General features: G+C 61.9%; 11 protein-coding genes. 2 read left to right on the top strand and 9 right to left on the bottom strand.

Features of this window, described 5'->3' with window-relative positions:
• Positions 1-344: 344 nt before the first annotated feature.
• The gene (locus SO140_RS40745) at positions 345-686 is read left to right on the top strand and encodes a carboxymuconolactone decarboxylase family protein (RefSeq protein ID WP_449383842.1); all 342 of its coding nucleotides are present in this window, start codon (positions 345-347) and stop codon (positions 684-686) included.
• An 814-nt stretch (positions 687-1500) separates the two neighbouring features.
• On the opposite strand, the gene SO140_RS40750 is transcribed toward SO140_RS40745, so the two are convergent.
• The 8 genes from SO140_RS40750 to SO140_RS40785 all read right to left on the bottom strand — a co-directional run bounded on the left by SO140_RS40750 (position 1501) and on the right by SO140_RS40785 (position 10161).
• Positions 1501-2907 carry an FAD-dependent oxidoreductase gene (locus SO140_RS40750; protein WP_449383843.1) on the bottom strand — a complete coding sequence of 469 codons (1407 nt, stop codon included), beginning with the start codon at positions 2905-2907 and terminating at the stop codon, positions 1501-1503.
• A 449-nt stretch (positions 2908-3356) separates the two neighbouring features.
• Entirely contained in the window at positions 3357-3851 is a 495-nt protein-coding gene (locus SO140_RS40755; RefSeq protein ID WP_449383844.1) for an RlpA-like double-psi beta-barrel domain-containing protein, read from the bottom strand.
• A 405-nt stretch (positions 3852-4256) separates the two neighbouring features.
• Positions 4257-5042, bottom strand: coding sequence for an ABC transporter permease (locus SO140_RS40760; protein WP_449383845.1), 786 nt, complete (start codon positions 5040-5042; stop codon positions 4257-4259).
• Positions 5039-5851 carry an ABC transporter permease gene (locus tag SO140_RS40765; protein ID WP_449383846.1) on the bottom strand — a complete coding sequence of 271 codons (813 nt, stop codon included), beginning with the start codon at positions 5849-5851 and terminating at the stop codon, positions 5039-5041. Before SO140_RS40765 ends, SO140_RS40760 begins: the two co-directional genes overlap by 4 nt.
• Before the next feature lie 72 nt (positions 5852-5923).
• Entirely contained in the window at positions 5924-6982 is a 1059-nt protein-coding gene (locus SO140_RS40770) for an ABC transporter substrate-binding protein (RefSeq protein ID WP_449383847.1), read from the bottom strand.
• A gap of 28 nt (positions 6983-7010) precedes the next feature.
• A complete protein-coding gene (locus tag SO140_RS40775) occupies positions 7011-8318 on the bottom strand; it encodes an NAD(P)/FAD-dependent oxidoreductase (RefSeq protein WP_449383848.1) in 1308 nt (435 codons plus the stop codon).
• A gap of 14 nt (positions 8319-8332) precedes the next feature.
• A complete protein-coding gene (locus SO140_RS40780) occupies positions 8333-9046 on the bottom strand; it encodes an HAD family hydrolase (RefSeq protein WP_449383849.1) in 714 nt (237 codons plus the stop codon).
• A 35-nt stretch (positions 9047-9081) separates the two neighbouring features.
• Positions 9082-10161, bottom strand: coding sequence for an ABC transporter ATP-binding protein (locus SO140_RS40785; protein ID WP_449383850.1), 1080 nt, complete (start codon positions 10159-10161; stop codon positions 9082-9084).
• Positions 10162-10372: 211 nt separating this feature from the next.
• On the opposite strand from SO140_RS40785, the gene SO140_RS40790 reads away from it, so the two are divergent.
• Positions 10373-11311, top strand: coding sequence for a LysR family transcriptional regulator (locus SO140_RS40790; RefSeq protein ID WP_449383851.1), 939 nt, complete (start codon positions 10373-10375; stop codon positions 11309-11311).
• Here SO140_RS40790 and SO140_RS40795 read toward each other — a convergent pair.
• Positions 11305-12216, bottom strand: coding sequence for a lipase family protein (locus tag SO140_RS40795; protein WP_449383852.1), 912 nt, complete (start codon positions 12214-12216; stop codon positions 11305-11307). The genes SO140_RS40790 and SO140_RS40795 overlap by 7 nt on opposite strands.
• Between the last annotated feature and the right edge of the window lie 105 nt (positions 12217-12321).

Raw genomic sequence — 12321 nt, forward strand, 5'->3', positions numbered from 1 at the left:
CTTCAGTCCTGCCAACTAGACAGACTGAATCACTGGTATCTCTGAGTCGCAACCGCGGCCTTTTTCAACGGAATCGGCCATGAACGGACATCTCAGCTTGCCCGGATCTCGTTCGTTCGGCCCGCCTTCAAAATGAGCGTGGCCCCTCTTCTACGACAGGCATTGCGCCAGCGAGAGGCGCGCTCGACGACTCATCGGATCGCTGCTCCTGAGCTCCGACGCGCCGCAAACACACCATACAACGGAGTTATTCAAAATCGCGCCGCAACGGCAACTTGGGACTGACGTCTGATGATGCATCTTTCAGGGCCTCCAAATCTCGGCCCACACCATGGAGAGACAAAATGGCGATGCTCGATTGGAACGACTACCGAAGCCAAATCCTCGCCCGCGTCGGAGAGATCGGCAAGCTCTCACCAGACACCGTCAAGGGCTACATGGCGCTTGGCGGGGCCGGCGCAAAGACCGGACACCTTGATGCCAAGTCGCGCGAGTTGATCGCGCTTGCGGTCGCGATCACGCTGCGCTGCGACGGCTGTATCACCGTTCACACCGCAGCAGCGAAGAAGCTCGGCGCCACGAAGGAGGAGATTGCCGAAGCCTTGGGCGTTGGCATCAGCGTCAACGCCGGCGCAGCCTTGGTGTACTCGACCCGCACACTTGACGCGTTCGATATTACCGCTTGAAGCGTCGGCAGTGTCGGTCGTGCTTCGCCCGTCCGCGATGCACGGCCGCTTGCCCCCGGCTGGTTCTGACATTGTCGGCAACATTGGAATGCCGAGCAGAGTTGCTGCAAGCCGCACCGGCTCTCCGAGAAGGTGGCACCGGGCTCAGAGCGCCCTGAAAACCATGGCCTGTGTTCCGAAATCCGTGAGCAGGGTCACTGTTTCAGCGAGCAAGTCATGAGACTGTCGCCAAGACAAGATGTTTGCTGCGATGCAGTTTCTTGGAGATGCACCCATGAACGTCATCATTCAGAAGCTCAATGGGCTATGGCACCTGATCGTCGGGTCGTGCCAGATCCGGACGCCATTCCTGGAGACTCAGGATCGAGAGTTGGTTGTTACGTATGCTCGGCGAGCGTACCCGGGGGCCAAGATTTTCGAGCGCTGTTGAGACAAGAGTTGCGCCTCGAGGGATGCAGTCTCTTTGTACGGGATTGGCGGCATCGCTGAAACGGCAGCCGTTGGCGGCAAAGCGGACATTGGGTAGGAACTTCCTAGGGCATGATCCGGAAAAATGTGGAACGGTTTTTTTCGCGACAAACGCGGAACGCGTTTGCGCGGAGATCGTGCTCAAACAACAACCCAGAGCGCGATGACGATTCATCCCGATCTCATCACGCTTTAGCCCTTCGCCTGACCTGCTCGCGATCATCCTGCGCCACAAACGCAAGCGTGGATAATTCGGCAATTGCCGCACCACGCATCGCCTCGAGACGGATCACTTGCGCTCGACAAGAAGGGGCCGCGCGCGAATGATCGTCTGATTTCGTTCAGATTAACCGCCCAGTAGCGTTGCCATCTGACGTCGATCGATGAGGTTGGGGTCTTGCGGCAATTGATGACCGTCCAATTCGGCGAGTTTTGCCGCTATATGCGGTCTAGCGACGACTTCCTGAGGCAACGCAAGGCACATCGCAATTTCAATGATGCCACGGAGGACGTCCGCGTCTTGGGATGATGCAAAAAGGAGCTTGGCCATGACTTGGTTGGGTGCGGGGACCGGCATGCCCTCTTCCAGTGCGCTCATTTCAGCGATCCGCGCGCGGTCCGCGGCGATCTGGTTTCGATAAAACGGGCCGACTTGGCTCTCGGTCTCAGCGTCGTATGCCCGGGAGAACGCTTCGGGATCGTCGATGTATCGGCGGGCAATATTGCGGAGTACCTGTGCGTGCAAAAGGCCAACGCTCAAGCCCCTTCCGGCAGATGGGTTGGTACACGCCCATGCATCACCTACAGCGGCGAATCCGGTGATCACGGGCTGACCATCGACGACAAACCGTCGGTACCGGTCGATAACTCCCGCCATCAGAAGAACGGGCGTTATTGGCTCGCCATCGAGCCAATGGGCGTGCCGCGGGCACGCGGAGACGACGCGATGGAATGTCGTCGTATCACGCAAGGCTCGCATCGCCTTGTTCTTCGCCGAGGTATACAAAGTAATTGACCAAGTATCATTGTCCCCGTCCAAGGTAAGGATCGAGAACAAGCCCATCGGCGTGAGCGCGCGGCCCATCCTGCGGGGCCGCTGCTGCCCGGAGAAATATCGTGTAAAATAAGCGAAGTTGCTGTCTTCGGCTTCCTCAATCGGGCTGCGGGCTCCCGCGCTGACGATCCAATCGCAAGCCAGGCTTCGCCGTCCCATGGCGTCGACTACCAGATCAGCGCGAATTTCTTCTCCGGATGTAGTACGTACCCCAGCAACGTGCGGCACACCGGGAACCGCCGAAGCGCCCGTAATCAATTCGCAAATCTTGGTCCCCCGACGAATACTCACGTTAGGCGCGGCTTGCGCCATTGCAGCCACGGCCCATTCTACGATGGGCCTCCGACCAGTGACGAAGGGTATGGTCTCGTCGCCCGGACGCGGCGTCCGGTCCGTTATGGACGGCGGAAGGGATCGGCTGTCGAGATAGTCCACCCAAACGCAGCCGGCTCGAAGCAGATCATCCGTCAAGCCCGGCAATTCCTGATCGCTGATCATCCGAAATCGCGAACTGAGATTATGAGGTTGCCTGAATTGGGCAACTCCGGGGCGTTCCCAGGAATCCCATCCCTCGGCAGATGCAATAGGTTGACCTGCAGAGTCAGCCTCTAGGACTGTGACGTCGTGGCCGTCGCGGCCAAGCATCATCGCTGCGCATAATCCAATCACACCTCCACCGCAAACCAGGATTTTGCTCATCGCCCTCTCCCTAGAGCTCGGTCAACCGCGGAAACGGGCGGAATCCTCATCGTCTTGCCACACGGCGAAACGACAACGACACCCACTCACGCAGGCAGGACTGACTCAAGACATAGGTCTATGCGGCGAACCGGAGGTTCAAAGCCCTCGTCCGCTTGCCTTCGGAGCCTGGTGTCACAGGCGACGTCTCATTGGTCGCCTATGGGGCAAAACCGGCGATCAGCGCAATCATCGCATTATGTCCGATCTCCCGTACGTTAGTTGTTCGGCCCAGAGCCAAAAAGGAAACGTTGGTCAGACTCTTCTTTGCGTTTCAGAACTGATGGTAACGCAAACTGCGCCAGCCGCGCCTTGCCGCCACAACTGGCATCGCCCCAGAGATCAGCGGCGAGACGGCCATCAGGGCGTTCCCACTGAAGGCCGTGTTGTATCTCTTGCGGGTGGGATGTTCAGCCAACCGGTCCGGGGATCCAATAGTCGCCGGCAAGCGGGCTAACTCTTACGCTGGAAATTACCCCGAGCTGCAGGCTTGGATCGAAATGGCGCATCGTCCGCTCATTGAGGTCAATGATGCGGCCTGGCCTTAGTGGTCCCACGTCATTTATCTTGACGATGACTTTCTTGCCCACGGCCTCGACGAGGGCATACTTCGGCCTCACGCCAAATTGGACCCCACCAAATTTCTGACGCAGGCTCGTCTTGATGGCAGCCGCCCAAACGGAGGGATCATAACGCTCGCCGGAGGCTGTGTTCGGACCGCCCTCCTCCTTGCCGGGCTTGAATGGATTATACATGGATGCTGCGCCAACGATCGCATTTCCACAGGCGGCATTGACTACAGCGCTTGAGTGAACTCCACCCGATTCACTTCGGGCAACGGTGACGGAAACGGCAAGCGCAACCACGGCGCCGCAAATTGCGGCGCTCGAGCGGAACACCATCATAACTCCTTTGATTTTCTCGATCGTCCGGTTCCCCGATGCCGCAAAACATGGTCAAGCGAACGCGGAGCGTTCACGAACTTGCGCCGATATTTTGCGGATTCGTGCCAACTCTGGCGGCGGAACCGTTGCGGGAACCAGGGTGGTTCCTCGCACATTGTTTTAAGTTCTCACCGACTAAGACAGAGAATGCGTCAGCAGCATGACTGAATGGAACCTGGCGTGCAATGCCGCGTCGAGCCCTTCAGCGAAGCAATCGAGTCCGCGCGGCGATGCGCCTGTTTTGCTGATTTGCACGACGTAGGAATGTCTTACGCCGCGCAAGGTCATCTCCCGCCGGCGACGGTCGTTCTACTTTGCATGGGGTTGTTTTCGATGTTTTGGTGGGAAGCGTCTCGATGAACCGTCTCACCCGCTCTTCCGTTGCCGCGCACTCGCCAGCAACACCAGCATGAACGACGCTGCCGTCATCAGCGTCGAGATCGCGGCAATGGTCGGATCGATCTCGTCGCGGAGTGCGGTGAACATGCGCTTGGTCAGCGGCTGGTACTGACCACCCGAGATGAAAAGCGCGATGATGGTCTCGTCCATCGCCGAGATGAAGGCGAAGATCGCGCCTGCCACCACGCTGGACTTGATCTGCGGCAGCGTCACCACGAAGAAGCTGCGCAGACGGTTCATACCGAGGCTGCGCGCGACCATCTCCTGCGCGGGATCGAAGCTTTGCAGACCCGCGAGCACGGAGATGACGACGTAAGGCAGGCCCAGCATCACGTTGGCGAGCACGAGACCCGGCAGCGTCGCGACCAGCCCGACCCTTGCATAGATGAAGAAGATGCCGACCGCGGTGATGATGATCGGCACCACGAGTGGCAAGAGCAGCCCCATGTGGATCATGCGCATGATGCGCAGCTTCGACTGGCTGATCGCGTAGGCCGCGGCGACGCCGAGCGGGGTGGCAATCACGACCGTGAAGGCCGCGACGATCAGCGTCACCTGCGTCGCCTGCATCCAGGCGGGGTTCGAGAAATATTGCTGGTACCAGCGCAACGACAGCGAAGGCGGCGGGAACGTCAGGAAGCGCGCGCTGGAGAACGAGATCGGCACGATGATCAGGACCGGCAGGATAAGATAGATCAGCACCAGCGCGCAGGCCGCGATCAAGGCGATCCGGGCGGGCGAGACTGTTCTCATTTCTGCCCCAACACGCGATCGAGCGAGACGAAACGGCTGACAACGAAGAAGATCAGGAGCACGCTGAGCAGAAGGACCACGGCGACCGCGCTGGCCGCGCCGAACTGGTTGTAGAGCTCGACATTGCGGCTCACCAGCATCGACACCATCACCGTGCGTCCGCCGCCGAGCAGTTCCGGCGTGATGTAGAAACCGAGGCAGAGCACGAACACCATGGTCGAGCCGGCGAGCACGCCCGGCAGCGACAGCGGCAGGAAGACGCGGAAGAAGGTGAGCGCCGGGCTTGCACCCAGGCTGGCGCCGGCCTGCATCAGATCGCTCGGAATCTTCTGCATGGTGGCGTAGAGCGGCAGCACCATGAAAGGCAAGAGGATGTGCACCGTCGCAACCACCGTGCCGAAAGTGTTGTGGACGAGCGCAAGTGGCTCACCGATCACGTCGAGGTAGCGCAGGAGCTGATTGATCACACCGGTGCGCTGGAGCAGCGCGAGCCAGGCATAGGCGCGCACCAGCACGCTGGTCCAGAACGGCAGTACGACGAGCGCCAGGATGACGACGCTCCATGCCTTCGGCACCGCGTTCGCGGCATAGGCCACGGGATAACCCAGCACGAGCGCGAGCACCGTCACCAGCAGGCTGATCTCGAAGGTCAGTGCGAAGCTGCGCCAGTAGATATCCTCGGTGAAGATGCGGCGATAATGCTCGAGCGTGAATCCGTCGTGATAGATCGACTGCCAGGCGAGCCATCCGACCGGCAGCACGATCAGCAGAAGGATGACGAGCAGCGCCGGCGACACCAGGGCCAGCATCAGGCCGTCTTCACGGCGTTGATGTCTGAGCGAAGGATCTGGTTTTGATGTCGTCAACGCTGCCTCGCTGGTTCACTTCTGCATGAACGCGGCCCAGCGCTTCTCGGCCGCCTCGCCCGCCGGCGACGACCACCAGGCGTAAGACATCAGTGCCTGCTTCGCTGCGTTCGCGGGCTCGCTCGGCAATTGCGCAGCGCGCTCCGGCTTGATCACGCCGGTGTCGAACGCCTTCGGGTTGCCCGGGCCGTAGTCGATGTTCAGCGGCAAATTGGCCTGATGCACGGGATCGACGGCCTCGTTGAGGAACTTCACGGCCGTCTCGAGATTCGGCGCTCCCTTGAGAATGCAGAGCGAGGTGCTCTGCAAAATGCCCTGGTTGTAGGTGAAGGCGACCTTGGCGCCTTCCTTGGCGACCGCGCTGACGCGGCCATTCCAGGCCATCTCCATGTCGACCTCACCGTCATTGAGAAGCTGCGCCGACTGCGCGCCGGAGGTCCACCACACCGTGATGTTCGGCTTGATCTCTTCCAGCTTCTTGAAGGCGCGCTCGACGTCGAGTGGATAGAGCTTGTCGGGAGCGACGCCGTCGGCCATCAGCGCGGCTTCCAGCGTTGCGATGGGGTGGTTGCGGAGCGCGCGGCGCCCGGGGAATTTCTTGACGTCCCAGAAATCGGCCCAGCTATTGGGCGCATCCTTCGGGAACGTCTTCTGGCTGAAGGCGAGGACGCTGGAATAGAACTCGTAGGACACCGAATAGGCATTGCGATAGGCCTCAGGCATCGCGGCAGCATTCGGGATCTTGGAGAAGTCGAGCTTCTCGATCAGCCCCTGCTCGCCGCCGCGCAGGCAATAGCCGGTCGGCGTGTCCACCACGTCCCAGATCGGCTTACCGCTGCCGACCTGCGTCTTGATCGCGGGCCAGGCGTCGGGAATGGAATCCTGGTTGATGGTGATGCCGAGCTTCTTGGCGGAGGGATCGAGGATCGCCACCGTCTGCGCCTGCTGATAGGCGCCGCCTTGCGAGACGAAGGTGATCTGCTCACCGGCACCGGCCGCCGTGCTAGCCAGTCCAAACGCACCGAGCGATGCGCCCAGGACCGCGTGTCCAAAACTGAAGCCCAATTTCGTCATCCTCGCCTCCTCTGTCGTCAAAAGAAACTCACTGCCCGATCGCATCCAGCAACTGATACCAGCCGGCGACCATGCGCACGGCGGGCTCGCGGAGCGAATAGAACGGAATGAATTTGAGACGTCTCGCATCGAGCAGCCCGACATCAGGCTTTTCGCGGCGGACGAAGGCCGCGAGATAGCGGCCCATCAGGCTCGACATCGCCACACCCGCGCCATTGTAGCCCATCGCGAATAGCGTGCGCTCGTCGAGGCGGCCGATATGCGGCACCGAGTCCAGCGTCATTCCGACGAGGCCCGACCATTTGAACGCGAGCGGCACGTCCACGAGATCAGGGAATATTCCGACCATCGCCTTGCGCAGCGCCTCAAATGCGGCTTCCGAATCCTGCTTGCCGAAGGCGCCGCGGCCACCAAAAATCACGCGATTGTCGACCATGCGGAACCAGCGCATCATGCGCTTGGTCTCGGTGTAGGTGCGGCCCGTCGGCATCAGCCGTCCCGCGAGATTGCGCGGCAACCGGTCGGTCGCGATGATCGCGCTGCGGAACGGGATCAGTGTGTGCTGCAGGTGCCGCGTCGCATCCGTCAGGTCGGAATAACTGTTGGTGGCGATGATCGCCTGCTTTGCGCGCACCGTGCCTTGCGGCGTCTCGGCGACGAGACCGCCCTGCTCGCGCCTAAGCTTTAGCACCGGCGTATCCTGGAAGATGGAAACGCCGCGACGCGCGATGCCCTCGGCGAGGCCACGCACATAGTTGAGCGGATGGATCCCGCCGGAGCCGGGATTGAGCACGCCTCCCACGAAGACATCGGAGCCGGTTTCATCACGCACCTCGCGCTTGTCGAGGATACGGACCTCAGCATCGCCCATCTCGCGCTTCATCCAGTCGGCCTCGTCGATCGCCGCCCGGAGTGTCGTCTCGTTGTGTGCGGCCTTGACCTGGCCGGTGCGCGTCAACGCCGCACTGGTGATGCCGAATTCGGAGACCAGTTCCTCGACAATATCGGTCGATTCATGCGCGATCTCGTACATGCGCTTGGCCATCGCGCGGCCATGCGCGGCGTCGACCTCGCGAAACGACAGGCGGAATTTTGCGGTGATCACGCCGCCATTGCGGCCACTCGCGCCCCAGCCGGGGCGGTTCGCCTCCAGCACGATCGGCGACAGACCGCTCTTGGCGATGTGGTGCGCCGCGGACAGGCCGGTGTAGCCCGCGCCGATGATCACCACATCCGCCTGATGCTCGCCCGACAGGACCGGAAACTCGTGAGCAGGCTCCGCCGTGCTCGCCCATAGCGAGTTGGCGGATGGCTGCGCGATCCAGTTCCCTGTCATGCGTCCACTCATGCTCACGCAGCGCCGACGGCGGCGTCGGCGAAGGCCTTCATCGTGGGAAAATGGAAGTCGGGCTTGGTCAGGGTCGGCACTTCCGGCGTTCCGCCGAAACCGGCGAGACCCTGGCGCCGCTCGATCCAGCACACCTTGTAGCCGAGCTTCCGCGCGATCCCGATGTCGTGATACTGGCTCTGCGCGACGTGCAGGATGTCCGACTGCTTGTAGCCGAACGCCGACTGCCGGCCCTTGTTGTAGGCGAAGAATTCCGGATTAGGCTTTGCAACGCCGGTGTCGTCGGCACAGACGGTGTCGTCGAAGGGATTGCCGAGCGCATGCGCGTAGCAGGACAGCGCGACGCGATCTGCGTTGGTCATCGCAACCAGGCGGAATTTTGTGCGCAGACGCTTCAACGCTTCAACCGAATCCGCGAACGGTGCCCAACGCAGCACCGCGAGCTGGAACACATCGCAGGATGCGTCGTCGGCCGGAAGACCCAGCTCCTTGGCGAGATAGCGATAGACGTGAAACATCACCTCGCTGGAACGTTCGGGATTCGCATCGCGGCCGCGCTTGTAGGAGGCGAAGATCTTGTCGTCGCTGAGTTCGGCCGGCGTCTTGCCCGAGATTCTGCGCACCGCCGACAGCACGCCGGTCTCGAAATCGATCAAGGTGCCGACGACGTCGAAGGTGAGGACCTTGAAATTGCTGAACGGGGCTTGGGACGACATTGGGCTTCTTCTCTTTGGTTGGAGCAAGGCTGGAGCTAGTCCACCCTCGGCACGACGATGGTGTCCTCGGGATGAAGGGTGACGGTGAGATTGCCGCCGACTGGCGGAATGCGGCGATAGGCTTCGTGATGGGCCGGCTGGCGCAGGCTGAGCGCAGCGCCGTCGGCGAGGCCGAGAAAGATGCGCAGGCTCTCGCCCTGGTAGACGATGTCGGTGACGCTGCCGGTCAACCGGTTGCGGGTCCCATCGCCTGCGCCGTCGTCAATCAAGAGCTTTTCGCTGTGCACTGCGAGCATCAGCGCATCGCCCGGTGGGATAGTCCGGGCGCTGCGCAGCACGAAATTGCCGAGCGCGACGCTGCATGAATCAACGCGACGGACGGGCAAGAGAGTGGCTTCGCCGATGAAGCTCGCGACGAAGGAGTCCGCGGGGTGATCGTGCAGGTGCGCGGGCTCGTCGATCTGGATCAGCTTGCCGTCCTTCATCACGGCGACACGGTCGCTCATGGTCAGCGCCTCGCGCTGGTCATGCGTGACGTAGATGATGGTGGCGCCGATGCGCTTGTGCAGCGCACGCAGCTCGATCTGCATGGATTCGCGGAGCTGCTTGTCGAGCGCTGAGAGCGGCTCGTCCATCAGGATCAGGCGCGGCTCGAAAATCATCGCGCGCGCCAGCGCCACGCGCTGGCGCTGGCCGCCGGAGAGCTGCGCGGTGCCGCGATGCTCGTAACCGGACAGCCCCACCATGGCGAGCGCGGCTCGCACCCTGTCGGGCCAGGTCGATTTCGGCAGGCGGCGGGCGCGCAAGGGGAAGGCGACGTTCTCGCCGACACTCATGTGCGGGAACAGCGCGTAGTTCTGGAACACCACACCGATGTCGCGCTTGTGCGGCGGCATGTAGGTGACGTCGCGGCCGCCGAAATGGATCGAGCCGCTCGATGGCAGGATGAAGCCACCGAGGATTCCAAGCAGCGTGGTCTTGCCGGAGCCGGACGGGCCGAGCAGCGAGACGAACTCGCCGGCGCCGACATTGAGCGACACGTCATCAAGGGCGCGAACCGCGCCGTAAGCCTTGCTTGCGGACCTGATTTCGACGCTTTCCGCTCGTTTGTCCAACGATCGACCCTCGTCACGCCCCTGGGCGGCGCGCCTCACTGCACGCCATAAGCTTGCTTTATATACAGACCGGAGATCAGCTTGCGATTGCAGCATCATGAGCACGCAATCTTCTCTTACAAGCCTTGTCTTTAGCCTGTCATGCCAATGACACCAGACTTGGCAAAACTCGGCAATTGCCAAATTCTTACCGGTCGCATAACATCAAGTTATGCCCGAGCTCCGCCGGATGCTGCCCTCCTCCAATGCCCTGTTCGTCTTCGACGCAGCTGCGCGCAACGGCAGCTTCACCGCGGCAGCGGCGGAGTTGAACGTCACGCAGCCGGCGGTGAGCCGGATGCTCGGCCAGTTCGAGGAGCACCTCGGCGTCCGCCTGTTCGACCGCAAGGCGGGGCGCGCGGTGCTTACCGAGGAAGGCGAACTGCTGTACCGCCGCGTGCTCGAAGGCTTTCGCAGCATCGAGACCGGGTTGATCGAGATCGAGCGGCGGCGCAAGGGTACCGAGACGGTCACGCTCTCCGTCTCTTCCGCCTTCACCACGCATTGGCTGATGCCGCGTATCGACAAACTGCAGCGGCATTTTCCTCAAGTTGACCTTCGCTTCCAGCTGATCTCAGGCGCGCTGCGGGGACCGGTCGAGAATGTCGATCTCGGCATGCGCTTTCGCGACCGCGAGGAGCCTCACTCCGGCGGCACGCTGGTGATGAAGGAAGTCATGTTGCCAGTGTGCAGCCCCGGTTACATGAGCGAGGCGGAGGCCGCGGAGGGCAACACCGTGATCCGGCTCGCCGAGACGCCGGGCGACTGGGCGGCGGACTATCCAAAGTTTCTCACCAAGCGCCGCGGCCCGGCCAAGGCGCTGAGCTTCACCGACTATGCCGTCGTGGTACAGGCCGCTCTGCTCGGCCAGGGCATCGCGCTCGGTTGGCTGACCGTCGCCTCGCATTGGCTGCTCACCGGCGCACTGGTGCCGGCGTCCGATGCGCTCACGACCACGCGCCGCATTTGCGAATTCCTGCCGCCGCGCAACCGGCCGATGCGGCCTCTTGCCGCCGAGATCCGCGACTGGATCATCGCGCAGATGCGCAGCGAGATCGCGGCAATCGACCAGTTGTATCCCAAGCTCGATCTGATGGCCGCCTGCTATTGAGCGGGTGTCAACGCGGCGCAGTAGCGGTCGGGAAGATGATCGCCGATCCCAGGCGGCAGGACGACGGAGAGATCGCCGAGCGTATCCCTCCGCGCATTCTCCGAGAAACCCAAGAAGAGATTGCGGAGCCGTTCACCCACCCCGGCGTCTGCCTCCGGCTCGTCCGAGCCGAAAGCGGGCTTTGCCGTATCGGCGCTGAACTTGCTACCCGAGGCGCAGCCCAGATAGCCGCCGACGTGGTGAAATCCGAGCAGCGGCGGGGGCACTGTGGGAACGATATCAGCACCGTGGACCAGACGGTAGCTCGTCGCTCCGAACGTGATGTTGTAGGGTGCGACGAAGTCGGCCCGGCCGACGCGCGGACAGCCGAATAGATAGATCTGAGCGTTGCCAAGTTGAAGCTCCCGGCGGGCGAAATCCGCAGTGACCACCGCGATCGCGGCGCCCAGACTGTGTCCGGTGATGAAGACCGGCGAACCACTGTCGCGTGCGGCCGCAAGCGCCCCCTTCGCGTCGTTCCAGACGGCCGCCGCCGCATCGCGAAAACCCTGGTGCACAGCCGCCTGCGGCCGGCCCAGCGTGAAGTCGCTGACCCAGTTCAAAAGATGGAGGGGATCCGTACCCGCGAAGGCCACGATGGTCGCATCGTCTCTTTTGACGATGACTCCTCTCGTATCCGTCATCGGTAGCGTCGATACCGCGGGCTTGCTCAACACCCTGACTTCAGAGAGCTGCAAGAGCTTGGAAACGGACGCGATCGTCGCAGGTACGTGGGTCTCGTAGGCAAGCTGCGACATCCACATCATCGCGCGCGCGGTGCCGAGATTGAAGGTATCGGACGTGTTGAAACCGGAGAAGGCGGCCCGATCATATTGCTCAGGCGGACGCTCGACCAAGAAGCTCATGTTCGGCTCCTATAAATGGCCTGTGGCTGCAATGCGTCGATCGAAATGCAATGCAGCCACTCTGACACAAAAAGGAACCGGAGACAATCTCTGCGAGCAAAAGCA

The sequence above is a fragment of the Bradyrhizobium sp. UFLA05-108 genome, assembly GCF_059803455.1.

What these genes read in the sequence shown, in the direction of transcription:
- SO140_RS40745 (WP_449383842.1), top strand. Translation starts at nt 345, where the DNA reads ATGGCGATGCTCGATTGGAACGACTACCGAAGCCAAATCCTCGCCCGC.
- SO140_RS40750 (WP_449383843.1), bottom strand. Translation starts at nt 2,907, where the DNA reads ATGAGCAAAATCCTGGTTTGCGGTGGAGGTGTGATTGGATTATGCGCA.
- SO140_RS40755 (WP_449383844.1), bottom strand. Translation starts at nt 3,851, where the DNA reads ATGATGGTGTTCCGCTCGAGCGCCGCAATTTGCGGCGCCGTGGTTGCG.
- SO140_RS40760 (WP_449383845.1), bottom strand. Translation starts at nt 5,042, where the DNA reads ATGAGAACAGTCTCGCCCGCCCGGATCGCCTTGATCGCGGCCTGCGCG.
- SO140_RS40765 (WP_449383846.1), bottom strand. Translation starts at nt 5,851, where the DNA reads ATGCTGGCCCTGGTGTCGCCGGCGCTGCTCGTCATCCTTCTGCTGATC.
- SO140_RS40770 (WP_449383847.1), bottom strand. Translation starts at nt 6,982, where the DNA reads ATGACGAAATTGGGCTTCAGTTTTGGACACGCGGTCCTGGGCGCATCG.
- SO140_RS40775 (WP_449383848.1), bottom strand. Translation starts at nt 8,318, where the DNA reads ATGACAGGGAACTGGATCGCGCAGCCATCCGCCAACTCGCTATGGGCG.
- SO140_RS40780 (WP_449383849.1), bottom strand. Translation starts at nt 9,046, where the DNA reads ATGTCGTCCCAAGCCCCGTTCAGCAATTTCAAGGTCCTCACCTTCGAC.
- SO140_RS40790 (WP_449383851.1), top strand. Translation starts at nt 10,373, where the DNA reads ATGCCCGAGCTCCGCCGGATGCTGCCCTCCTCCAATGCCCTGTTCGTC.
- SO140_RS40795 (WP_449383852.1), bottom strand. Translation starts at nt 12,216, where the DNA reads ATGAGCTTCTTGGTCGAGCGTCCGCCTGAGCAATATGATCGGGCCGCC.